At 68.2% G+C, this 21,992-nt stretch carries 23 protein-coding genes; 17 read left to right on the top strand and 6 right to left on the bottom strand.

The genetic code is table 11. The annotated features are described in order from the left end of the window. The first annotated feature begins 135 nt into the window (after window positions 1-135). From phoB to HRU81_02570, 8 genes are all read left to right on the top strand, one after another. Window positions 136-840: a phosphate regulon transcriptional regulator PhoB gene (phoB, locus tag HRU81_02535; GenBank protein ID QOJ31075.1), complete on the top strand. Its 705-nt coding sequence runs from the start codon at window positions 136-138 to the stop codon at window positions 838-840. Window positions 841-858: 18 nt separating this feature from the next. Further along, window positions 859-2,148: a phosphate regulon sensor histidine kinase PhoR gene (phoR, locus tag HRU81_02540; protein QOJ31076.1), complete on the top strand. Its 1,290-nt coding sequence runs from the start codon at window positions 859-861 to the stop codon at window positions 2,146-2,148. Window positions 2,149-2,190: 42 nt separating this feature from the next. Continuing rightward, a complete protein-coding gene (phoU, locus tag HRU81_02545; GenBank protein QOJ31077.1) occupies window positions 2,191-2,922 on the top strand; it encodes a phosphate signaling complex protein PhoU in 732 nt (243 codons plus the stop codon). A 95-nt stretch (window positions 2,923-3,017) separates the two neighbouring features. Continuing rightward, window positions 3,018-4,055 carry a substrate-binding domain-containing protein gene (locus HRU81_02550; protein QOJ33251.1) on the top strand — a complete coding sequence of 346 codons (1,038 nt, stop codon included), beginning with the start codon at window positions 3,018-3,020 and terminating at the stop codon, window positions 4,053-4,055. A 6-nt stretch (window positions 4,056-4,061) separates the two neighbouring features. Continuing rightward, on the top strand, window positions 4,062-5,450 hold the full coding sequence (gene pstC / locus HRU81_02555; protein ID QOJ31078.1) for a phosphate ABC transporter permease subunit PstC: 1,389 nt from the start codon (window positions 4,062-4,064) through the stop codon (window positions 5,448-5,450). Next, on the top strand, window positions 5,447-6,760 hold the full coding sequence (pstA, locus tag HRU81_02560; protein ID QOJ31079.1) for a phosphate ABC transporter permease PstA: 1,314 nt from the start codon (window positions 5,447-5,449) through the stop codon (window positions 6,758-6,760). The genes pstC and pstA overlap by 4 nt, the downstream gene beginning before the upstream one ends. A gap of 43 nt (window positions 6,761-6,803) precedes the next feature. Continuing rightward, entirely contained in the window at window positions 6,804-7,706 is a 903-nt protein-coding gene (locus HRU81_02565; protein ID QOJ31080.1) for a phosphate ABC transporter ATP-binding protein, read from the top strand. Window positions 7,707-7,881: 175 nt separating this feature from the next. Further along, window positions 7,882-9,144 carry a putative porin gene (locus HRU81_02570; protein QOJ31081.1) on the top strand — a complete coding sequence of 421 codons (1,263 nt, stop codon included), beginning with the start codon at window positions 7,882-7,884 and terminating at the stop codon, window positions 9,142-9,144. A gap of 71 nt (window positions 9,145-9,215) precedes the next feature. On the opposite strand, the gene HRU81_02575 is transcribed toward HRU81_02570, so the two are convergent. Continuing rightward, entirely contained in the window at window positions 9,216-10,178 is a 963-nt protein-coding gene (locus HRU81_02575) for a hydroxymethylglutaryl-CoA lyase (GenBank protein QOJ31082.1), read from the bottom strand. Between the two features lie 143 nt (window positions 10,179-10,321). Here HRU81_02575 and HRU81_02580 point away from each other — a divergent pair, with 143 nt between their 5' ends. Next, window positions 10,322-11,524, top strand: a complete 1,203-nt coding sequence (locus HRU81_02580; GenBank protein ID QOJ31083.1) for a CoA transferase — start codon at window positions 10,322-10,324, stop codon at window positions 11,522-11,524. A gap of 80 nt (window positions 11,525-11,604) precedes the next feature. Next, on the top strand, window positions 11,605-12,201 hold the full coding sequence (locus tag HRU81_02585; GenBank protein ID QOJ31084.1) for a DUF4136 domain-containing protein: 597 nt from the start codon (window positions 11,605-11,607) through the stop codon (window positions 12,199-12,201). Between the two features lie 16 nt (window positions 12,202-12,217). Here the strand turns inward: HRU81_02585 and leuD are convergent, their stop codons facing one another. After that, entirely contained in the window at window positions 12,218-12,838 is a 621-nt protein-coding gene (leuD, locus tag HRU81_02590) for a 3-isopropylmalate dehydratase small subunit (protein ID QOJ31085.1), read from the bottom strand. A gap of 19 nt (window positions 12,839-12,857) precedes the next feature. Beyond that, a complete protein-coding gene (gene leuC / locus HRU81_02595; protein ID QOJ31086.1) occupies window positions 12,858-14,264 on the bottom strand; it encodes a 3-isopropylmalate dehydratase large subunit in 1,407 nt (468 codons plus the stop codon). A 61-nt stretch (window positions 14,265-14,325) separates the two neighbouring features. On the opposite strand from leuC, the gene moaC reads away from it, so the two are divergent. From moaC to HRU81_02625, 6 genes are all read left to right on the top strand, one after another. After that, entirely contained in the window at window positions 14,326-14,811 is a 486-nt protein-coding gene (gene moaC, locus HRU81_02600; protein QOJ31087.1) for a cyclic pyranopterin monophosphate synthase MoaC, read from the top strand. Beyond that, window positions 14,804-15,412: an NTP transferase domain-containing protein gene (locus HRU81_02605; protein ID QOJ31088.1), complete on the top strand. Its 609-nt coding sequence runs from the start codon at window positions 14,804-14,806 to the stop codon at window positions 15,410-15,412. The genes moaC and HRU81_02605 overlap by 8 nt, the downstream gene beginning before the upstream one ends. Before the next feature lie 22 nt (window positions 15,413-15,434). Next, window positions 15,435-16,022 carry a GTP cyclohydrolase I FolE gene (gene folE / locus HRU81_02610; protein ID QOJ31089.1) on the top strand — a complete coding sequence of 196 codons (588 nt, stop codon included), beginning with the start codon at window positions 15,435-15,437 and terminating at the stop codon, window positions 16,020-16,022. A 12-nt stretch (window positions 16,023-16,034) separates the two neighbouring features. Further along, window positions 16,035-16,505, top strand: a complete 471-nt coding sequence (locus tag HRU81_02615; protein QOJ31090.1) for a MaoC family dehydratase — start codon at window positions 16,035-16,037, stop codon at window positions 16,503-16,505. Window positions 16,506-16,545: 40 nt separating this feature from the next. Next, window positions 16,546-18,000 carry an amidase gene (locus tag HRU81_02620; protein ID QOJ31091.1) on the top strand — a complete coding sequence of 485 codons (1,455 nt, stop codon included), beginning with the start codon at window positions 16,546-16,548 and terminating at the stop codon, window positions 17,998-18,000. Window positions 18,001-18,133: 133 nt separating this feature from the next. Then, window positions 18,134-18,802 carry a hypothetical protein gene (locus HRU81_02625; protein QOJ31092.1) on the top strand — a complete coding sequence of 223 codons (669 nt, stop codon included), beginning with the start codon at window positions 18,134-18,136 and terminating at the stop codon, window positions 18,800-18,802. 75 nt (window positions 18,803-18,877) lie between these two features. Here the strand turns inward: HRU81_02625 and HRU81_02630 are convergent, their stop codons facing one another. After that, entirely contained in the window at window positions 18,878-19,678 is an 801-nt protein-coding gene (locus HRU81_02630) for a hypothetical protein (protein QOJ31093.1), read from the bottom strand. Between the two features lie 103 nt (window positions 19,679-19,781). Between HRU81_02630 and HRU81_02635 the strand changes: the two genes are divergently transcribed. Next, on the top strand, window positions 19,782-20,648 hold the full coding sequence (locus HRU81_02635; protein ID QOJ31094.1) for an acyl-CoA thioesterase II: 867 nt from the start codon (window positions 19,782-19,784) through the stop codon (window positions 20,646-20,648). Window positions 20,649-20,658: 10 nt separating this feature from the next. Here the strand turns inward: HRU81_02635 and HRU81_02640 are convergent, their stop codons facing one another. Together HRU81_02640 and gpmA are read right to left on the bottom strand one after the other, a co-directional pair. Beyond that, a complete protein-coding gene (locus HRU81_02640) occupies window positions 20,659-21,177 on the bottom strand; it encodes a gamma carbonic anhydrase family protein (protein QOJ31095.1) in 519 nt (172 codons plus the stop codon). Beyond that, on the bottom strand, window positions 21,174-21,917 hold the full coding sequence (gene gpmA, locus HRU81_02645; protein QOJ31096.1) for a 2,3-diphosphoglycerate-dependent phosphoglycerate mutase: 744 nt from the start codon (window positions 21,915-21,917) through the stop codon (window positions 21,174-21,176). Before gpmA ends, HRU81_02640 begins: the two co-directional genes overlap by 4 nt. Window positions 21,918-21,992: the final 75 nt, after the last annotated feature.

Below are 21,992 nucleotides of genomic sequence, written 5' to 3' on the forward strand. Positions count from 1 at the left end.
CGCATCTTAGCAATCCCCCGGCGGCCCGAGGTGCAAAGTTGGCGTACCGGCTCGGCAAAGCTGCGTGCTGCCCGATGCTTGAGGTGGGGGCTGTAACTGGTTTGTAATGGAAGCCTGCTCAAATCAGCCAGGATGATGTCAAGCGCACGCAACATCGCTCCACGGAAGGTCCTGATCGTCGAGGATGAGGCGCCCGTCCGGCGCATGATTGCCTTCAACCTCACCCGCGCCGGATTTGTCGTGGACGAGGCGGCAGACAGCTCCACTGCGCGCAGCCGCATCGCTGACAGTCGCCCCGACCTTGTCCTCGTGGACTGGATGCTTCCCGATGCCAGTGGCATCGAGCTGACACGGTCCCTGCGCCGGGATGAGGCCAGCCGGGAACTCCCCATCATCCTGTTGACCGCCCGCGTCGCGGAGCGCGACAAGGTCACCGGCCTGGAGAGTGGTGCAGATGACTACATCACGAAGCCGTTCTCGGGCCGCGAGCTGGTGGCCCGAATCAACGCGGTCCTGCGGCGCACTGGCGGTACCGGCACGGAAGTGCTCGAACTCGGTGACTTGCGCCTGGACCCTGTGGGACACCGCATCCGGGCGGGCTCCGTGGAACTGGCCGTCGGGCCAACCGAGTACCGCTTGCTCAAGTTCCTGATGGAGAACCAGGAGCGGGTCTACAGCCGCGGGCAATTGCTCGACAATGTCTGGGGTCGCAACACCGACGTGGAGGAACGCACGGTGGACGTCCATGTACGGCGCTTGCGCCAGGCGCTGGAGCCGCACGGCGCGGATCGCTACGTGCAGACCGTCAGGGGCGCGGGCTATCGCCTCTCGGCGGGCTAGCCGCGGCGTTGCTCCGGCATGCCACCCGTCTGGACTTCCGCGCTGCTACGGCTCGCGGGGCTCATCATCGCAGGCGCGATCGTTGGTTGGTTCTACGATCACATGTTGCTCGGGGCATTGCTGGTGGCGATCGGCAGCCTTGGCTGGCATCTCTACCACCTCTACCGCCTGGATGAGTGGCTGCGCACAGGGCGTCTTCGTGGGGTGACCGATGGCTCCGGGGTCTGGCCGCCGGTGTTCGCACGTATCGAGTACATCCGGGAGAAGTCCAGGCGCCGTCGGCGGCGCTGGCGTGACGTGCTGCGCGAGCTGCGGGCCTCGGCGGGTGCCTTTCCCGACGGCGGCGTGCTGCTGGACGGGAAGCACGGTATCGTCACCTTCAACGCTGCGGCAGCGCGCCTGCTTTCACTGAAGAAGGGGCGGGACCGCGGCCAGCGCATCGACAGCCTCCTGCGCCATCCAGACTTTGTCGCGTACGTCGCAGAGGGTGACTTCAGCCGCACCATCGAAGTGCCGGCGCCAGCCGGCGGCGATACCTGGATATCCTGCCTGATGATCCCTTACGGGCCCGAGCAGCGCCTGCTGCTGGTGCGTGACATCACTGCCACGTTGCGGGTGGAGCGCATGCGCCGCGACTTTGTCGCCAATTCATCCCACGAGCTGCGCACACCGCTCACGGTCATCTCCGGGTATCTCGACGCGCTGGCAGGGGACGAGCGGGCGCCAGCCGATTGGCACGCACCCCTGGCGGAGATGCGCAGCCAGTCGACCCGGATGGCGCAGCTGCTCGACGACCTGCTGGAGCTGTCGCGGCTTGAGTCCGCTGCCCCCTGTGGACTGGAGCGGGAGGTCGACATGGCTGCGCTGCTGCAGGCCGCCAGGCGAGAGGCTCTGGCTATGCCGGAGCGCCCCCGGCGGGTGGAGGTCGAAAGCGCCTCTGCCACCGGCGTTCTCGGCGATTCCCGCGAGCTGCACTCCGTCGTTTCCAATCTGGTGTCCAACGCCATCCGCTATACGCCTCCGGAGGGCGCGGTCCGCATCAGCTGGCAGGTCGACCGGGCAGGCGGCCACCTGGCCGTCGCGGATACCGGCATAGGTATCGCGGAAGAGGACATCCCGCGGATCACCGAGCGCTTCTATCGAACGGACCATGGCAGGGCGCGCCAGCAGGGCGGTACCGGTCTCGGTCTCGCCATCGTGAAGCACTGCCTTCGCCGCCACGAGGCGGAGCTCGAAATCCGCAGCCGTCCAGGGGAAGGCAGCACGTTCACCTGTCACTTTCCCCCGCACCGGCTTGCCCCGTCCTGATTCTTCCTGACGCACGGGTCTGCGTACCCGGATGAGGAAACCATGGAGACCGAACGATTCAGCCACCACATCTCCCGCCGCTTCAATGAGGAACTCGAACACGTGCGCAGCGAGGTGCTGCGCATGGGCGGCCTGGTCGAGCAGCATCTCGATGTGGCCATCCGGGCCATCATCACCGGGGACAGTGCGATGGGCCTGCGGGTGGCTGCGGAAGACTACAAGATCAACCGTCTGGAAATGGCCATCGATGAGGAGTGCACGAAGATCCTGGCGATCCGCGGGCCCACCGCTGCCGATCTGCGGCTGGTGATGGCCGTGGTCAAGACGATCACGGATCTGGAGCGGGTCGGCGACGAAGCACGCAAGATTGCCACCCTGGCAGCCCGCCTGGCCGCGGATGCGGAGGAACACGGCGAGTACCACGAACTGGAGTTGCTGGCTGGCCATGTGCAGGAGATGCTTCGCGACGCGCTGGATGCATTCTCGCGGATGGATGCCGCGGACGCCCTGGCCGTGGTGGAGCAGGACCAGTTGGTGGACGAGCAGTACGACTCGATCGCACGCCAGTGCATCACGGTGATGATGGAGGATCCGCGCACGATCCGCCGTTTCCTGGATATTACCTGGGTGGCGAGGGCGCTGGAGCGCATCGGCGACCATGCGACGAACATCTCGGAGCACGTCGTCTACCTCGTGCACGGCAAGGACATCCGGCACGTCGGAGTCGATACGGCCAGGCAGGAGATCGGCCTCGGCGCGAGCCCGCTGAAATAATTCCTTAACAAGGCCTGCCTAGACTGCCGTCATTGAAGGCAACACACCTGGCGGAGGTTATCGTGAAGGCAGCATTCCGGCGTAACGCGCTGGCCTTGGGCACCGGCATCTCGGCCGCCACCGTGGCGGCGTCTCTGGCCTTCGGCCAGGCTGCCCGTGATTACATCAGCATCGTGGGATCCTCCACGGTGTACCCGTTTGCCACGGTCGTTGCCGAGCAATTTGGCCGAGGCAGCAGGTTCAAGACGCCGAAGATCGAGTCCACCGGCACCGGCGGCGGGTTCAAGCTGTTCTGCGCCGGTGTCGGTGTGCAGTATCCTGACATCGCCAATGCCTCGCGCGCCATCAAGGCCAGCGAGTTCGCGGAGTGCGCCAGGAATGGGGTGAACGGGATCGTCGAGGTCCGGATCGGGTTCGACGGCATCGTGCTGGCCAATTCCGTCAAGGGCCCGAGGCTGGCGCTGACCCGCAAGGCGGTCTTCCTCGCGCTGGCAAAGCAGGTACCGGATCCCGTGGGCGGCGCAGACCTCATCGCCAACCCGTACAGGACATGGAAGGAAGTCGACCCGGTGCTGCCGGGCGAGCCCATCGAGGTGCTGGGCCCGCCACCCACCTCCGGCACCCGGGATGCCTTCGTGGAAATGGTCATGGACGCAGGCTGCAGGGCATTCCCGGCGATCGCGGCGCTCAAGGACAAGGACGAGGCTCGGTTCAAGGCCGTGTGCCAGACTATCCGTGAGGACGGTCGCTTCATCGAGGCCGGCGAGAACGACAACCTGATCGTGCAGAAGCTCAGGGCCAACCCCGTGGCCGTCGGCATCTTCGGCTACAGTTTCCTGGAGGAGAACGAGGATTCGGTGCAGGCCTCATCGGTAGACAAACAGCTGCCGACCTTCGAGACCATATCGTCGGGCGCCTACCCGGTAGCGCGGCCGCTATTCTTCTACGTGAAGAAGGCTCACGCGGCGGCCATCCCCGGGATCCCCGAGTTCCTGACCGAGTTCACCAGCAACAAGGCCATGGGAGTCGAGGGCTACCTGGCCGGCAAGGGGCTGATTCCGCTGCCCGCCGTCGAACTCGCAGCCACGCAGAAGGCCGCGCGTGGCCTGGTGGCGATGGCGCCGGTGAAGTAGGGGATCATGCGGCTGCCCACGCTGCTATTGCTGCTGAGCGCACTGTTGTTCGCTACGTTCGTGCTCGCCCGGCGCCGGGCGATCACGCTGGTGGGCGGGCATCGCGGCATCCGCAACCTGCACTCGTTGCCCGTCCACTACGGCTGCTTCGCCGCCGTCTGGGCCGCCGGACCGGCGCTTCTGCTGCTCCTGCTGTGGGTGGCAGGCAGCGACTCGTTCATCATGGCGCGGGTGGTCGAAGCACTGCCGGAACCTTACCGCTCCGCCGATGGGCCCGAGCTGGGGCTGGTGATGAACGACGTGCGAACCCTGGCAGCAGGGCGCGGCATGGGCACCGTGCGGCAGCTGGCGTTGCAACCATCGGCAGACCTGTACCTCTCCCTGCAGACACGCGCCCGCTGGTTGCTGGCGTTGCTGGTCATCTCCGTGGCCATGGCTGGCGGCTTGCTGGCCGGCTTGCGCATCAGCCCCCGGTTCCGCGCGCGCAATCACGTCGAGGCGCTGGCCCGCATGCTCCTGATGGCGGCATCCATGGTCGCCATCGTCACCACGGTCGGCATCCTGCTGTCGGTGGTCTTCGAGGCGGCGCGATTCTTTGCCAGAGTGCCGGTCCACGAGTTCCTGTTCGGACTGGAGTGGAGTCCGCAGACGGCCATCCGGCCGGACCAGGTGGGGGCCTCCGGGGCGTTTGGCGCCGTGCCGCTGTTTGCGGGAACGTTGCTCATCACGGCGATTGCCATGCTGGTGGCGGTGCCTGCAGGGCTGATGAGCGCGATCTACCTGTCCGAGTATGCAGCTCCCCGCGTGCGATCCGTGGTCAAGCCGGTGCTGGAGATCCTCGCTGGCATTCCCACCGTGGTGTACGGCTATTTTGCTGCCATCACGGTCGCGCCGTTGCTGCGCGAGGCGGGCCAGGCCATGGGCATGGACGTGGAGTCGGAGAGCGCCCTGGGCGCCGGGCTGGTGATGGGCGTCATGATCATCCCGTTCGTTTCCTCGCTCTCGGATGACGTCATAAATGCGGTGCCACAGTCCCTGCGGGACGGCTCACTTGCCCTGGGGGCCACCGTCTCGGAAACGATCAGGCGCGTCGTCGTGCCCGCTGCTCTGCCCGGCATCGTCGGTGGAGTCCTTCTCGGCGTCTCGCGCGCCATCGGCGAGACGATGATCGTGGTGATGGCTGCAGGCCTGTCGGCCAAGCTCACGGCCAATCCGCTGGAGGCGGTAACCACCGTGACAGTGCAGATCGTCACGCTCCTGGTCGGTGATCAGGAGTTCGACAGCCCGAAGACCCTTGCCGCCTTCGCGCTTGGGCTGGTGCTGTTCATCGTGACGCTGTCGCTCAATATCGTCGCCCTGCGGGTGGTCCGCCGTTACAGGGAGCAGTACGAATGAGCGGGCCCACCCTGCCGGTGACCGCACCTCGCAGCTTGCCGCAGGCGCGCCAGCGCATGGAGGCGGGTCTCGCGCGGCGTTATCGCCGGGAACGCCGCTTCCGCGCGTGTGGACTGCTGTCCGTGGGTTTTGGCGTGTCGTTTCTAGGTTTCCTGGTCTTTACGATCGTCGGCAACGGTTTCAGCGCGTTGCGCCAGGCCGAGCTGCGGCTGGAGCTGCAGTTCGACCCCGTGACACTCGGTCTCGGCGGAGGCCCTGACAGCGGGGCACTGGCCAGCGCGGACTATCAGGCTGTGGTCAGGGCTGCGATGGGGCGCCTGTTCCCTGAGGTCACGACGCGAGGCGATCGGCGTGACCTCGATGCACTGGTCAGCTCCAGTGCAGCCTTCCTCGTGCGTGACAGGCTCCTCGCCGAACCGCGCTTGCTGGGGCACGGGGCGAGCCTCTGGCTGCCGGCGGATGATGCCGTCGATCAGCTGCTCAAGGGGCATATCGGCCGGGATCGCCGAAGCGGCGGGAAGCTGGATGCGGCGCAACTCGCCTGGCTGGACCGGCTCGAGGCTGACGGCAGGGTTGCCCTGCGGTTCAACAAGGCATTCTTCACCAACGGCGATTCCCGGGAACCGGAGTTGGCAGGCATCCGGGGTGCGACGATGGGTTCGTTCTTCATGTTGCTGGTCACCCTGGTGCTTTCCTTCCCTCTGGGGGTGGCAGCTGCCATCTACCTCGAGGAGTTTGCTCCGCGCAGCCGCTGGGTCGATTTCCTGGAGGTCAACATCAATAACCTGGCGGCAGTGCCTTCCATCGTCTTTGGCCTGTTGGGGCTGGCGGTGTTCATCAACTTCTTCGGGTTACCGCGCTCCTCGCCGCTGGTGGGCGGGCTGGTCTTGACGCTGATGACGCTGCCGGTGGTGATTATCGCCTCGCGCGCTGCCATCAAGGCCGTGCCGCCTTCGGTGCGCGAGGCCGCGCTTGGCATCGGCGCCTCGCCCATGCAAATGGTGTTTGATCATGTGATGCCGCTGGCCCTGCCGGGAATGCTGACCGGAGCGGTCATTGGCATGGCCCGGGCGCTGGGCGAATCCGCGCCGCTGCTCATGATCGGCATGGTGGCTTTCATCGTCGACATACCGTCCACGCCGATGGATCCGGCCACCGCCCTGCCGGTGCAGATCTACCTGTGGGCAGACAGCCCGGAGCGCGCATTCGTGGAACGCACCTCGGCAGCCATCATGGTGCTGCTGGGCTTCCTGTTGGTGATGAACCTGGCGGCGGTATGGTTGCGCAGCCGCTTTGAGCGGCGATGGTAGCGCCGCAGGCCGGTGGGCCCAGGCTGGCCCGGGGTGTCCGCATATGGTAACAATGGATCGCGACATCGCTATTGTGCGGGATGGGTTCGCCTTGGCGGCAGAGACGAGATCGGCGACGGCAGAGGCCGGTCTTGAGGCGTCGGCCGGCGCCCACGGCGAGGGCCGGACGGTGGGCGACATCCGCGCGCGGGATCCCGTCATCACCGTGCGTGGCTGCAACGTCCACTACGGCGAGACCCAGGCGGTGAGGGATGTAAGCCTGGAGATCGGTCGTGGCGAGGTCGTCGCCCTGATCGGTCCTTCTGGATGTGGCAAGTCCACCTTCATCCGCTGCCTCAACCGGATGAACGACACCATCGAGGGTGCGCGCGTCACCGGGGAGTTCCGCCTCGATGGCGAGGATATTTACGCGCGCGGCATGGACGTGGTCATGCTCCGTGCCCGTGTCGGCATGGTATTCCAGAAGCCCAATCCGTTCCCGAAGTCGATTTACGAGAATGTGGCCTACGGTCCGCGGATCCATGGGCTCGCAGGCAGCCGGCGCGAGCTCGATGACATCGTCTACGGCAGCCTCGATCGTGCTGGCTTGCTCGATGAGGTCCGGCAGCGGCTGGACGCGCCCGGCACTGGCCTTTCCGGGGGGCAGCAGCAGCGCCTGTGCATAGCTCGCGCCATCGCCGTGAATCCAGAGGTAATCCTCATGGATGAGCCCTGCTCGGCACTGGATCCCATCGCCACGGCACGCATCGAGGACCTCATCGACGAGATGTCCCGCAACTACGCGATCGCCATCGTCACGCATTCCATGCAGCAGGCGGCGCGGGTGTCACAGCGGGTGGCCTATTTCCACCTGGGCACGCTGGTCGAGGTCGGCCCCACCGACAAGATCTTCACCAACCCGTCCCACAAGCTCACCGAAGACTACGTCACAGGCCGCTTCGGCTGACCGCCTCATCGGAGGCGGTGCAGGGCTGCTTGCGGGCTGCTGATACTGCTGTCATGAGGCCGTCATATCCGGCACGCAGAATGCCGGCAGTACCGCGCGAGCCGCGGTGACACCGCAGCCGGTCACGGGCCGCGCTGCGCCGGATTCCAACCATCGCAGACGAGGTGAATCGATGATGAATCGTAAGCAACTTGCCCTGGCAATCGGCCTGTCGCTTGCCAGTCCGCTTGGCACGGCGGCCGTATCGGACGCAGAGTTCCAGGCCCTCAGAGACAGCGTGGCGGCCCTGAACCAGAAACTTGCCGATGTCGAGCGGCAACTGGCCGAAGAGAAGGCCGTGAACGCTCAGGCCGCGACGGCGCCCGCTGCTGCGGCAGCGGTGCCCGTTGCCACTGTCACGCCCGCCATGCCCGCAGGGTCCTCCTGGACGGAAAAGGTGTCCTTGCAGGGAGACTTCCGGGTCCGCTACGAGAACATCGACCAGGAAGACAAGGACGAGCGCAATCGCGAGCGCTTGCGTGCCCGTGCCGCCGTTATCGCCAAGCCACAGGACAACCTTGAGGTGGGCTTCGGCCTGTCAACGCGGCAGGATGCCGATCCGGCATCCTCTAACCAGACGCTGGGTGGCGGCGGTTCCGGCAAGGGCATCTACCTCGATCTGGCCTACTTCAACTGGACGGTGCAGCCGGACCTGAACCTCTTCGGCGGCAAGGTTCGCAACAACCAGTATCGTCCGGGCAAGAACGGCCTCATCTGGGACGCCGACCTGAACCCGGAGGGCCTGGGTCTCAGCTACCGCAGGGGGCCCGTTTTTGCGAATCTGCTTGGGACATGGATCGAGAGCGACAGTGACAATTCCCAGGCCTTCGGCGCCGGTGGCCAGCTGGGCGTGGTGTGGCCGGTCAACGACAGTGCAAAGCTGACGCTAGGTGCGGGCTACTTCGACCTCAACACCGCCGGGAAGGGCGCGTTCTACGTGGTCCCGGGCAAGGCTCCCAAGTACTACGGCAACAGCGTGGATACCAATGGCCGATACTTGTACGACTATCAGGAGCTGCAGGCTTTTGCCGATGTCGGCTTCAAGGTGCTTGGCCTGCCGGTCAGCGTGTTCTTCGATTACGTGAACAACCTTGACGCTGATGACTTGGATTCGGGCTGGGCTGCTGGTGCTCAGCTCGGCACGGCCAGGGCGAAGGGGAGCTGGGAGGTTTCCTACACCTACCAGGATCTGGAGAGTGACGCGGTCTTTGGCCTGTGGACAGACTCGGACTTTGGCGGCGGCGGCACGGACACAAGGGGGCACGTCATTCGCGGTGCCTATGCCCTGACCAACTCGGCCAACATGGCTTTCTCGTACTACATCAACCAGGTGGGCAAAAGCCGGGGCAATGAGGTGGACTACGACCGCTTCCAGCTCGACGTGAATTTCAAGTACTGAAACACCGGTACCAGATGCAACTGCCGCGGGTCCCCGACGGGACCCGCGCGGAATATACGCGTTGGCAGGCGTCAAGCCGCGGCGCGCACTCCCCAGCCGCCGGCAGCATAGCCCTTCGGCAGCCCCGCCTCGGGCGTGAAGCCGTACATGGCCTCGCCGGGCAGCGCGTCGATGAGGATGCGGCGCACCTCGAGCAGCTTGCCGGGGTCGATGCCGGTGCGCAGGCCCATGGCATCGAGCATGAACACCAGGTCCTCGGTGACGATGTTGCCGCTGGCGCCGGGCGCGTAGGGGCAGCCGCCGAGCCCGCCGAGCGAGCTGTCGAGCGTGGTGATGCCTTCCTCGAGCGCGGCCAGCGCATTGGCCAGGCCGAGACCGCGGGTGTTGTGCAGGTGCACGCCCGACAGCCGCTCGCTGCCGATCTCGGCGCGCACCAGCTTGATCAGCCGGCGCAGCTGCGCGGGGTTCGCATAGCCGGTGGTGTCGGAGAGCCCGACCTCGTCCACGCCGGCCTCCATGAGACGCCTGGCGAGTTCCACCACCTTGCCTTCCGGCACCGGGCCCTCGAGCGTGCAGCCGAAGGCCGTGGCGACGTTGCCTTCGAAGCCGGGGCGCTGGTCCGCCGGCAGGCTGCGCAGCAGCTCGCTGATGCGCCGCACCTCGTCGATCACTTCATCGTGGGTCTTGCGCAGGTTGGCCTTGCTGTGGGTCTCGCTGGCGGACAGCGGCAGGGCGATCTTGTGCGCGCCGGCCTGGATGGCATTCTCGGCACCCTTGAAGTTCGGCACCAGCGCCAGCACCGTCAGGCCGGGGATGGTTCGCGCATAGCGCACCACCTCGGCGGCATCGGCCATCTGCGGCAGCAGCTTCGCCGGCACGAACGAGCAGACCTCGATCTCGCGCACTCCGGCGGCGGCTTCCGCAGCGATCCAGGCCTTCTTCGCGGCCGTAGGCATGATGGACTTGATGCTCTGCAGGCCGTCGCGCGGGCCGACTTCGCTGACCAGCACGTCGATATCGTTGCGTTCTTGCATGTGGGCGGGTCCTCGGGTGTCGCGCCGCACCCGGTGGGTCCGGCCGCGGCTCTATTCTATATGGGGTCGGCGTGGGCGATAATCCACGCCCCCCGCGGCCCGCCGCGGGCGCCACCGACATCATGCAGCGACCGAGGAAATCCATGGCAGGCAAGCAGTCACTCCCCCTGGCCGGCGTTCGCGTCATCGAGTTCACCCACATGGTCATGGGGCCTGCCGCCGGGCTGATGCTGGCGGACCTCGGCGCCGACGTCATCAAGATCGAGCCGGCCGAGGGCGACAGCACGCGGACGCTTCCCGGATCGGGGGCCGGCTACTTCCCCATGTACAACCGCAACAAGCGCAGCCTGTGCGTTGACCTGAAGGCACCCGCCGGCAAGGAGGCGGTGCTGAGGCTGATCGACAAGGCGGACGTGGTGATCGAGAACTTCCGCCCCGGCACCATGGACCGGCTGGGCCTGGGCTACGAGGCGCTCAGCCGGCGCAACCCGCGGCTGATCTACTGCTCGGAGAAGGGATTCCTGCCCGGGCCCTACGAGGAGCGTACCGCGCTCGACGAGGTGGCGCAGATGATGGGCGGCCTGGCCTACATGACCGGCCCGCCGGGCAAGCCGCTGCGCGCCGGCACCTCGGTGATCGACGTGCAGGGCGGCATGTTCGGCGCGCTGGGCATCATCGCTGCGCTGTACCAGCGCCAGGCGAGCGGGCGCGGCCAGTACATCGTCGCCTCGCTTTACGAAAGCACCGTGTTTCTGGTGGGCCAGCACATGGCGCAGTTCGCCGTCACCGGCAAGGCCGCGGCGCCCATGCCGGTGCGTGTCTCCGCCTGGGCCATCTACCAGGTGTTCGACACCGCCGATGGCGAGCAGGTGTTTGTCGGCGTGGTCAGCGACAAGCAGTGGAAGCTGCTGTGCGATGCCTTCGACCTGCGCGACATGGCCGCCGACCGCAGCCTCGACACCAACAACGACCGCGTGGCCCACAAGGATCGCCTCCTGCCGGTCATCAAGGCGACTTTCCTGAAGTACAGCAAGCAGGATCTGATGGCCAAGCTCGAGAAGACCGGCTTGCCGTTCGCGCCCATCGCCCGGCCGGAGCAGCTGTTCGATGACCCGCACCTGGTGGCGAGCGGCGGCCTGCTGCCTCTGACGGTCACCGATGGCGAACGCAAGGGCGAGGCCACGCGGCTGCCGGCCCTGCCGCTGGAAATGGCTGGCCAGCGCTTCGGCGTGCTGCGCGACCTGCCGCGGCGTGGCCAGCACAGCCGCGAGGTGCTGGCGGAGGCGGGCTACGGCAAGGCCGAGATCGACGCCATGGTCAGCCAGGGCGTGGTCGGCGCCGAATGACGGCGGCTGGCGCGGACCGCTTGCCGCGCATGCCGGCGGCGGCGCAGACTGGCGCATCGGTCACCGGACAGGAGTTTCAAATGCGATTGCAGTCGGGAAAGCTGGCGCTGTGCGCCCTGGTGCTGTCGGTCCTCGCCGGCTGTGCGTCCGGCCCCAGCATCCGTGTCGATGGCGACCCCAGCGTCGATTTCGGCGCCTATCGCAGCTTCGGCTTCTTCGAGCCTCTGGCCACCGACAAGGCCGGCTATTCCACCCTGCTCACCGCACGCCTCAAGGATGCAGCCCGTCGCGAGATGCAGGCCAAGGGCTACAGCTACGACGAGGCGAATCCCCAGCTGCGCCTCAATTTCAACGTCAACCTCGTCGACAAGACCGAGGTCCGCACTTCCCCCAGCGTCAGCGCCGGCTATGGCTACTACGGCTACCGCGGTGGCATGTACGGCGCCTGGGGCGGCTACCCGTACGACGTCGAGACTACCAACTACAAGCAGGGCACGCTCACCATCGACGTGGTGGACGCGGCGCGCAAGGCGCTGGTCTGGCAGGGTGTCGCCGAGGGGCGCATCACCCAGAAGGTCCGCGAAAATCCGGCCGGCGCGGTGGATGCCGCCGTCACGCAGATCCTCGCCGGGTTCCCGGCGCGCGGCGACGTCGCCCTGGCACCCGCAACGAAATGACGCCGGAGGCCGGCCGCTACAGGTAGATCCAGGGCCTGCGCAGCCGGTCGCGCCCCTGGAAGGCGAGGATCTCGTCGTCGCGCTTCATCGTCAGGGCGATGCCGTCGAGGCCTTCCAGCAGCATTTCACGGTCGGCCGCGGGGATGGCAAAGCCGTGGCGCTGGCCATCCGGTGCAAGAACGGTGCATGCCACCAGGTCCACGGTCAGCAGCCGGCTGGCGGGGTCGGCCTCGACCTGCCTGGCGAGGTCTTCCACCACGGCGTTGTCCAGCACCACGGGCAGGATGCCATTGCGCACGCAGTTGCCGGCGAAGATGGCGCCGTAGCTCGGGGCGATGATGGCGCGCATGCCCCACTCCTGCAGCGCCCACACCGCGTGTTCACGCGAGGAGCCGCAGCCGAAGTTGGCGCCGGCCAGCAGGATGCGCGCCTTGCGGTAGGGCTCGCGGTTGAGCACGAAGGCAGGGTCTTCCTCGCGGCTGCCGGGTGCCTGGTAGCGCCAGCCGGCGAACAGGCCGGCGGCCAGGCCGGTCTTGCCGACCGTCTTCATCTCGCGGCTGGGGATGATGGCGTCGGTGTCGATGTTGATGCGCAACAGCGGCGCGGCGATGGCGGTGATGCGGGTGAACTTTTCCATGCCTGGTGACCTGCGGCGTTCAGCGTGCCAGGGTGCGGGCGTCGGTCAGCCGCCCGGTGAGGGCCGAGGCGGCCACGGTCACCGGGCTCGCCAGGTGGGTACGCGTGCGCGGGCCCTGGCGGTTCTCGAAATTGCGGTTGGTGCTCGACACCACGCGCTCCTCGAAGCCGAAGCTCTCGCCGCCGGCGTAGAAGCACATCGAGCAGCCTGACTCGCGCCACTCGAACCCGGCCTCGCGGAACACGCGGTCCAGGCCCTCGCGCTCCGCGGCCTGCTTCACCTGGGTGGAACCGGGCACGCAGATGGCGCGCACGCCGCTGGCCACCTTGCGCCCCTCGAGGATCGCCGCCGCGGCACGCAGGTCCGACAGCCGGCTGTTGGTGCAGGAGCCGATGAAGGCGGCCTGGATCGGCAGTTCGTCCAGGCGCATGCCGGGGGACAGGGCCATGTAGGCGAGGGCGCGTTCCATGGCCTGGCGACGGTTGGCATCGGGCTCGCGGGCCGGATCCGGCACCGTGCCGTCGATGCCGGTCTCGTGCTGCGGGCTGGTGCCCCAGGTGACCTGCGGGGCCAGGGTCGAGCAATCCAGGCTGAGCTCCCGGTCGAACACCGCCCCGGCATCGGTCTGCAGCGTGCGCCAGTGGGCGATCGCCTGCTCCAGCACCTGGTCCTTCGGGGCGTAGGGCCGGCCGCGCACGTAGTCGAACACGGTGTCGTCCGGGGCGATGATCACCGTCCAGGCGCCGAACTCCACGCCCATGTTGCACAGGGTGAGGCGCGCCTCGACGGGCAGGGCGCGCACCGCCTCGCCGGCGAACTCGATGACGTAGCCGACACCCCCCGAGGCGCCGTGGGCGCCGATCAGCGCGAGGATCATGTCCTTGGCGGTGACGCCGGGTGCCAGGCGCCCGTGGAAATCGATGCGCATGCTGCGCGGCCTGCGCACGGCCAGCGTCTTGGTGGCGAGCGCATGCTCGGCTTCGGTGGAGCCGATGCCCCAGGCCAGCGCACCGATGCCGCCCAGTGTGCAGGTATGGCTGTCCGGGCAGACCAGGGTCACGCCCGGCAGGGCGATGCCCTGTTCCGGCGAGACGACATGGACGATGCCCTGGTCGCTGCTGCCGATGTCGAACAGCGTGATGCCCGCGGCGCGTGCCGCCTCGCGCGTCTGGGTGATGAAGCTGGTGCCGCCCGGCATGCGGGTCGCATCACCGCGCCCCGGCAGGGTGTCGACGATGTGGTCCATCGTGCAGAACACCTGCTCGGGATTGCGCACGCGGCGATTTGCCGCAGCGAGTTCCTTGAGGGCGACACTGCCGGTGCGCTCGTGGAGGAATACCCGGTCGATGTACAGCAGGCTGCTGTCCTCGCCCAGTTCCGCCACCCGGTGCTCGTCCCAGATCTTGTCGATGATCGTGCGTGCCATGCGAAAATGATAACAGGTCGGTCAAGAGCCGCCCGCGTACGCCGGGTCTATAATTGCCGCCATGTTTTCCCACCTCGATGCCGACAACCAGCCGACGATGGTGGACGTCAGCGGCAAGCCGGTGACGCAGCGCACTGCCGCAGCGCAGGCGCGCGTGCTGCTGCCCGATGCCGTGCGTGCCACGCTGGTGGCCGGCGAGCTGCGCACGGCCAAGGGGCCGGTGTTCCAGACCGCCATCATCGCCGGCACCATGGCTGCCAAGCGCACCCACGAGCTGATCCCGTTCTGCCATCCGCTGGCACTGGACGCGGTGAAGATCAGCATCCGCGTGGCGGAGGACGGCCATGCCGTCATCGACTGCCTGGTGCGGGTGGAACACCGCACCGGCGTGGAGATGGAGGCGCTGACCGGCGCCAGCGTCGCCGCGCTGACGGTGTACGACATGTGCAAGGCGCTGTCGCACGACATGGTGATCAGCGATATCAGGCTGGTCAGCAAGACCGGCGGCAAGAGCGACTACGGCACCAGCACGCCGCCGCATGGCTGACGCGGTCCCGCCGCTGCTCGGCCTGGTGCTGGCCGGTGGCCGCAGTGAGCGGCTGGGCAGGGACAAGGCGGCCGTCATGCTCGACGGGCACCCGATGCTGGAACGCGCGGTGGCGCTGCTGGCCACGCTGGTGCCGGAGGTGTGGGTCGCGGTGCGCGCCGACCAGTCCGGCGACGCCCTGCGCGGGCGCTTCCCGCTGCTGGTGGACGTGGCGTCCGGCATCGGCCCCGCGGCCGGCATGCTCGCCGCACACGCGGCCATGCCCGCTACAGCCTGGCTGGTGATGGCCTGCGACATGCCGCGGATGGGTGCCGACGAGCTCGCGCGGCTGGTTGCGGCACGCGAACCCGCGGCCTGCGCGACCGCATTCCGCGGTGCCCATGACGGCCGCCCCGAGCCGTTGTGCGCCATCTATGAACCGGCTACCCTTGCGCGGTTCCAGCGCCAGGTGGCCGGGGGCGGCAACACCAGTCCGCGTGCCCTGCTCGAGGCCTGCGGACCTGTCCTGCTCGATGCCCTGGCCGCGGACCAGCTCGACAGCATCAACTCACGCGAGGACCTGCAGCGTCTCACCGGGGCGGCAGGTGCTGGCACACCATGAATCGAAGCAAAGGCGCCTCCTGATGGCCACCAGCACCAGATCGCGACGGCCCACGCGGGCCCAGGCGGAGGACGCGGTCCGCGTCCTGCTGCGCTGGATCGGCGATGACGCCACACGTCCCGGCCTGCGCAAGACCCCGGCCCGGGTGGTCGGCTCGCTCGATGACTGGTTCTCCGGCTACGGCGTGGACCCCTACGAGATCCTCGGCGGTTCCTTCCAGCAGGTGGGCCATTACCGCCGGCTGGTGACCCTGCGCGACATCGATTTCGAGTCGCACTGCGAGCACCACATGGCGCCCATGATCGGCCGCATTCACCTGGCCTACCTGCCGGACCGGCGCCTGGCCGGCATCAGCAAGCTGGTACGCGTGGTGGAGGCCTATACGCGGCGCCTGCAGGTCCAGGAGCGCCTCACCGCCGAAATCGCCCGCTGCATCAAAGATGTGCTGGAACCGCGCGGCGTGGCGGTGATGGTCGAGGCGCAGCACCAGTGCATGACCACGCGCGGCGTGCATCGCGCCAATGTGCGCATGGTCACGACGGAAATGCTCGGCGTGTTCCAGGATGACGACCGGTTCCGTGGCGAATTCCTCGCCGCGGCGGGCCGCTGAGGTGCTCCACGCATGAACCCGCGCATCGTCAGGACCATCGAGGATGCCAAGGCCCTGGTCGGGCAGGAGATCGGCGTATCCGACTGGGTACTGGTCGACCAGCAGCGCATCGACCGGTTCGCCGAGGCCACCGACGACCACCAGTGGATCCATGTCGATACCGCCCGCGCCCGCACCGAGATGCCCGGGGGCCAGACCATCGCGCATGGCTACCTGGTGCTCTCCCTGCTGCCGGCGCTGATGGACAAACTGGTGTCGATGCCGACCCTGCAGCGGGCCATCAACTATGGCCTCAACAAGGTGCGCTTCAAGAACCCCGTGCCCGCCGGCAGCCGCGTGCGCCTGCGCAGCGTGCTGCTTCAGGCGCAGAAGCGCGCCGGCGCCCTGCAGGTGATCCTCGAGAACACCATCGAGATCGAGGGCCAGGCCAAGCCGGCCTGCGTCGCCGAGGTCATCGCGCTCTACTTCCTCGACGGGTCCTGAGGCAGGCCAACCGCTTCCCGGCAGCGGCGGCAGCGATCCCGTGACCGGCAACGCCACATACAGCCCGGCTGTGGATCTCCTGGCGGCGCTGGCGGCGGGCAGCGTCAGCAGCGAGCAGCTGCTGCGGCGCGCGCTGGCGCGCATCGAGGAGATCAACCCGCGGTTCAACGCCATCGTCGCCCTCGATGCCCCGGGCGCCCTGGCCCGGGCCCGCGCCGCCGACCAGGTGCGCCGCGCGGGGCTGCCCCGCGGGCCACTGCACGGTCTGCCCATCACCGTGAAGGACTGCTTCGAGGTGGCCGGGTTTCCGGCGGTCAACGGCGCACCGGAGTGGCGCGACCATCGCCCGGAGCGTACCGCGCCCGCGGTGCAGCGGCTGGTCGATGCGGGTGCCATCGTCATCGGCAAGAGCAACGTGCCGCTGTACGCGCTGGACCTGCAGACCTTCAACGAAGTCTTCGGCACCACGCGCAATCCCTGGGACCCGGCGCGCACGCCGGGCGGCTCGAGCGGCGGCGCCGCCGTGGCGCTCGCCACCGGTGTCGTGCCGCTGGAGATCGGCAGCGATCTCGCCGGGTCGCTGCGCATCCCGGCGCATTTCACCGGCCTCTGTTCGCTGAAGCCGGGCTTCGGCGTCGTGCCGACCGCCGGCGTGCTCTCGCCGGTGCGCGGTGACCGCCGTCGTCCAGACCTGATGGTCGCCGGTCCGATGGCGCGCCGGGTTGCCGACCTGCGCCTGGCGCTCGACGTGCTGGCCGGCCCCGAAGCGCGCGACGCCGCCGGCTGGCGCCTGGCGCTGCCGCCCGCCCGCGACACGGCGCGCCGCCTGCGGGTGGCGGCCTGGCTCGACGATGCGCAGTGCCCGCCGGCGCCGGGCGTCGCCGCGGTGCTGGGCCGCGCGGTGTCGGCGCTGCGCGAGGCGGGGGTGGCGGTGGACGAAGCGGCGCGCCCGGATTTCGATCCGGCCGCGCACTTCCGCTGCTTCTTCCAGCTGATGTACGGCGAGATGAGCGCCGGATTCCCGGAGCCGGTGTTCCGTGCCTTCGCCGCTGCCGCGCGCCGCGTCGACCCCGCCGCGCCCTGGAGCCCGCTGGCGGCGATGCCGGCGGCCGTCACCCAGTCGCACCGCGAGTGGCTGCGCGCCTGCGAGGACCGCGAGCGGTATCGCGCGGCCTGGGAAGACTTCTTCTGCGACCACGACATCCTCATGACGCCGGTCGCGCCCGTCACCGCCTTGCCCCACGACCCGCGGCCCTTCGAACAGCGCAGCCTGAGCCTCGGCGGGCGCGAGGTGGCCTACATGCAGCAGGTGTTCTGGTGCGCGCTCGCCACCGTCACGGGGCTTCCCGCCGTGGTGGTGCCAGTCGGTCTCGATCCGCAGGGCTTGCCGGTGGGCGTGCAACTCATCGCGCCTCACCTGCACGAGTACACGGCGCTGGAGTGTGCCGCCCTGGTCGAGGAACTCTGCGGCGGCTTTCGCCCGCCGCCGGAGTGAACATAAGGTACCGAGTCGGGGGTGAAGTTGCTGCTGTTGCCGTCACGAAGCGGCTGGTCCGGCTTCACGGCGATTGCAACGCGGCATGATCCGGTTCAGTATCGATTGGTATAACCGTACCGGAGCCAACAACATGAAGAAGAATCTCTGCGGTATTGCCTTGCTCGCGACGATGAGTCTGACTGCGGCAGCTGTCCAGGCAGGCACGATCCTGCAGCCGGTTGCCGCCACGTCGGGCATGGGTAACTACAGTTCCCAATACCTGCCCTCGTTCGCCATCGACCAGTCTGGCCTGTTGCCGTCGGCTTATGTGTCAGGCGTCACCGACTTCGACGTCTACGTGCCGACTGCCTACACGACCCTGTCGTCGGGTGGCAGCGGCTTCAAGATCTGGTACTCGTCCACAGGCACGCTCACGGGTAACTTCGATTTCGACCTCGGCGGGCAGGCCCTCATCGAATCGCTTGCGCTCTGGAACGATCCGCAGTCCGCCGGCCAGGGCGTAAACAGCTTCAGCCTGTGGGCGGATGACAATTCGGCGTTCTCCTCGCCGACGCTGCTCGGCAATTTCACCGCTGTCGAGGGTCTTGGAAATGCCAACTATGCGCAGGTCTTCGGCTTCACACCGACGGCTGCGGCATACGTACGGATGACGATCCTGTCCAATCACGGCAGCACGTTCGTTACCGGAATTTCCGAGGCAGCCTTCGAGGTGGCGGCCGTTCCGGTTCCTGCCGCGGTCTGGCTGCTGGGCAGCGGCCTGGTGGGGCTGATTGGCCTGGGTCGCCGTCGCAGCCACTGACCGGCACACCTTGCCCGGATGATACGAAGACGGGCCCCGCCATGCGGGGCCCGGATCATTCTGCTCCCGGCCTGCTCAACCCTGCAGGCGCCCCATGATGGCGGCATGGGTCATGGCATCGGCCGCGACCAGCAGGTCCGCGGGTGCCTGGGGATCGAAATCATCGAAGAGGCTGACCGGGCTGCCGTCGAGGCGGGTGGCGCGGCCGCCGGCCTGCACGGCGATGAAGGCCGCAGCGCCCCAGTCGAGGCAATCGCCGTCCCGGCAGGCGAAGGCGGCCAGGCGGCCGCCGTAGATCTCGTTGAGATTGTCCAGGCCGCGGGCCGGGTCGTCGTCGCGCAGCAGGTCGAAGCAGGCGAACTCGCCGCGCAGGCGCTCATTGATCTCAGGTGTCTGGCAGGTGAGGCAGTGCCGCGCGCCGGGCCGGGTGTGCAGCGGCACCATGTCGTCGAGCCGCGGATGGCGGCGCTCGCCAGTGAGGGCGCCGCGCTCGCGCAGCGCCAGGTAGAAGCGGCCCCGTGCCGGCATGTAGCTGATGGCGGCGACGAGGCGGCCATGGTCGGCGATGCCGAGGAGGATGTCCCAGCCGGATCGCTGCTGGCGGTACAGGAAGGCGCCGTTCACCGGGTCGAGATGGACGGCGATCGCCGCATCGGCCGGGAAGTACTTCTGGTTGAGCGACCGCGCATGCTCCGCGCCGAAGAAGCGCAGCTGCGGGAAGCGCGCCAGGGTCGCCACCTCGATGAAGCTCTGCACCGAGGCGCCGGCATCGGCGCGCCCGGCGGACACAGGCTGGATGGCCAGGGCGTAGTCGCCGGCGGTGACCAGCAGGCCGAGCAGGTGGCCGACCATGTCATCGAGGGATGTGCTGCCCATGGCTGCATGCTCCGCGCAAACCCGGGTGCCGGCAGCGACCTTAGCACAGCCACCGCGGTGCGGCGTATACAATGCCCGTCACCATCGCCACCCCGCGTGCCCCATGGACCAGGCGCTCCAGGACCTCATCAGTCTGCTCGAGCTCGAACAGCGCGGCGAGAACCGGTTCCGCGGCCAGAGCCGCGACACCGGTCTGCCACAGGTGTTCGGCGGCCAGGTGCTGGCCCAGGCGCTCGCCGCGGCCAGCTGCACCGTCAGCGGGCGCCGCGTCCACTCGCTGCACGCCTATTTCCTCAGGCCAGGGGATGCGGCCACGCCGATCGACTACGAGGTGGACCGCGCGCGCGATGGCGGCAGCTTCACCAGCCGGCGCGTGGTCGCCGTCCAGCACGGCGAGCAGATCTTCAACCTGGCAGCGTCCTTCCAGGCAGCGGAGGCGGGCCTGGAGCACCAGGCGCAGATGCCCGACGTCCCGCACCCGGACCAGCTGAGCGACATCCGCGAGCTGGCGGAGGGGCTCGGTGTCGTGCCCACGCCGCGCATCCGCCGCGTGCTCGCCTCGCGGCGGGCATTCCGCGTCAAGCCGGTCTACCCGGAGCATTTCCTGGTCTCGCAGCCGTTCCCGCCGGTGAAGCGCGTGTGGATGAAGGCGACCGACAGCCTCCCCGATGCCCCGCTTCTCCACGACGTGCTGCTCGCCTATGTGTCGGACTACGACCTCATCAGCACCGCGACGCTGCCGCATGGCCTGCATGCCTCGTTCAGCGGCCTGCAGATGGCGAGTCTGGACCACGCGATGTGGTTCCACCGGCCGGCGCGGATGGATCAGTGGCTGCTGTTCGACCTGGAGAGCCCCAATGCCTCGGGCGGGCGCGGCATGGCGCTGGGGCGCGTCTTCAGCGAGGACGGCGTGCTGGTGGCATCCCTGGCGCAGGAGGGCCTGATCCGCCTGCGCCGGCCGCGCACCTGAGCCGCGCGGCTCAGGCCGGGCGCAGGGCGCGACGATAGAGTTGCGCGCGCTCGCTGTAGCGCCGGGCCGATTCGGCGAGGCCGGCGATCTCCGCGGCGGTGAGCTCGCGGATCACCCGGGCGGGCGAGCCGACGATCAGCACGCCGTCGGGATACTCCTTGCCTTCGGTAACCAGGGCGCCGGCGCCGACGATGCAATGCGCGCCGATGCGCACGCGATTCATGACGATGGCGCCGATGCCGATCAGCGACTCGTCGCCCACGTGGCAGCCGTGCAGCGTCACGGCGTGGCCAACCGTGACACCGGCACCGACGACCAGCGGCGTGCCGGGATCGGCGTGCAGCACCGAGTTGTCCTGGATGTTGGTGCCCCGGCCGATGGTGAGGCGGTCGACGTCGCCGCGCAGGATGGCGCCGAACCAGATGCTGGCCCCGGCGGCGATGTGCACGTCGCCGATGACGCTGGCGCCCGGCGCGATGTAGACATCGCCGGCAACCTGCGGCGCCCGGCCGTCGAGTGCGTAGATCACTGGGCCTTGCCCTGGGCTGCCACCGCGGCCGCGGCCCTTGCCACCTCCTCGGGATCGCCGATGTAGCGGCGATCCAGCGGGCGCAGGGCATCGTCGAGCTCGTAGAGCAGCGGCACGCCGGTGGGAATGTTCAGTCCGGTGATGTCCTGGTCGGAGATGTCGTCGAGCATCTTCACCAGCGCGCGCAGGCTGTTGCCGTGGGCCGTCACCAGCACGGTCTGCCCGCTGCGCAGCCGCGGTGCGATGCTCGCCTGCCAGCAGGGCAGCACCCGGGCCAGCGTGTCCTTCAGCGACTCGGTGGCGGGCAGGGTGTCGATGCCGCGGTAGCGGCGGTCGAAGCGCGGGTGGCGCGGGTCGTCGGCACCCAGCGGCGGCGGCGGGATGTCGTAGCTGCGCCGCCAGACCTTGACCTTGTCCTCGCCGTGCTCGGCCGCCGTCTGTGCCTTGTTGAGGCCCTGCAGGGCGCCGTAGTGGCGCTCGTTGAGCCGCCAGTCGCGCTCCACCGGGATCCACATCAGGTCCATTTCGTCGAGGACGATCCACAGCGTGCGGATGGCGCGCTTGAGCACCGAGGTATAGGCGAAGTCGAACTGCAGCCCGAGCGCCTTCAGCTGGCGGCCCGCCTCGGTGGCCTCGGCGCGCCCTTGCGCGGTGAGGTCCACATCCACCCAGCCGGTGAACAGGTTCTCGAGGTTCCAGATGCTCTGGCCGTGGCGGCACAGGACCAGTTTGCCGGGCATGCGCGGGATCCTTGTGGGTGGAAGGGTGGGTCGACGGGATGGATGGCGGGCTAGTGTATCGCGGCCGGGCGTCCC

Source organism: Gammaproteobacteria bacterium, assembly GCA_015709695.1.
GTDB lineage: Bacteria > Pseudomonadota > Gammaproteobacteria > Steroidobacterales.

Bases quoted from the DNA above. Each gene is read 5' to 3' on its own strand.
- phoB (QOJ31075.1), top strand. From the start codon at position 136: ATGTCAAGCGCACGCAACATCGCTCCACGGAAGGTCCTGATCGTCGAG.
- phoR (QOJ31076.1), top strand. From the start codon at position 859: ATGCCACCCGTCTGGACTTCCGCGCTGCTACGGCTCGCGGGGCTCATC.
- phoU (QOJ31077.1), top strand. From the start codon at position 2,191: ATGGAGACCGAACGATTCAGCCACCACATCTCCCGCCGCTTCAATGAG.
- pstC (QOJ31078.1), top strand. From the start codon at position 4,062: ATGCGGCTGCCCACGCTGCTATTGCTGCTGAGCGCACTGTTGTTCGCT.
- pstA (QOJ31079.1), top strand. From the start codon at position 5,447: ATGAGCGGGCCCACCCTGCCGGTGACCGCACCTCGCAGCTTGCCGCAG.
- HRU81_02565 (QOJ31080.1), top strand. From the start codon at position 6,804: ATGGTAACAATGGATCGCGACATCGCTATTGTGCGGGATGGGTTCGCC.
- HRU81_02570 (QOJ31081.1), top strand. From the start codon at position 7,882: ATGAATCGTAAGCAACTTGCCCTGGCAATCGGCCTGTCGCTTGCCAGT.
- HRU81_02575 (QOJ31082.1), bottom strand. From the start codon at position 10,178: ATGCAAGAACGCAACGATATCGACGTGCTGGTCAGCGAAGTCGGCCCG.
- HRU81_02580 (QOJ31083.1), top strand. From the start codon at position 10,322: ATGGCAGGCAAGCAGTCACTCCCCCTGGCCGGCGTTCGCGTCATCGAG.
- HRU81_02585 (QOJ31084.1), top strand. From the start codon at position 11,605: ATGCGATTGCAGTCGGGAAAGCTGGCGCTGTGCGCCCTGGTGCTGTCG.
- leuD (QOJ31085.1), bottom strand. From the start codon at position 12,838: ATGGAAAAGTTCACCCGCATCACCGCCATCGCCGCGCCGCTGTTGCGC.
- leuC (QOJ31086.1), bottom strand. From the start codon at position 14,264: ATGGCACGCACGATCATCGACAAGATCTGGGACGAGCACCGGGTGGCG.
- moaC (QOJ31087.1), top strand. From the start codon at position 14,326: ATGTTTTCCCACCTCGATGCCGACAACCAGCCGACGATGGTGGACGTC.
- HRU81_02605 (QOJ31088.1), top strand. From the start codon at position 14,804: ATGGCTGACGCGGTCCCGCCGCTGCTCGGCCTGGTGCTGGCCGGTGGC.
- folE (QOJ31089.1), top strand. From the start codon at position 15,435: ATGGCCACCAGCACCAGATCGCGACGGCCCACGCGGGCCCAGGCGGAG.
- HRU81_02615 (QOJ31090.1), top strand. From the start codon at position 16,035: ATGAACCCGCGCATCGTCAGGACCATCGAGGATGCCAAGGCCCTGGTC.
- HRU81_02625 (QOJ31092.1), top strand. From the start codon at position 18,134: ATGAAGAAGAATCTCTGCGGTATTGCCTTGCTCGCGACGATGAGTCTG.
- HRU81_02630 (QOJ31093.1), bottom strand. From the start codon at position 19,678: ATGGGCAGCACATCCCTCGATGACATGGTCGGCCACCTGCTCGGCCTG.
- HRU81_02635 (QOJ31094.1), top strand. From the start codon at position 19,782: ATGGACCAGGCGCTCCAGGACCTCATCAGTCTGCTCGAGCTCGAACAG.
- gpmA (QOJ31096.1), bottom strand. From the start codon at position 21,917: ATGCCCGGCAAACTGGTCCTGTGCCGCCACGGCCAGAGCATCTGGAAC.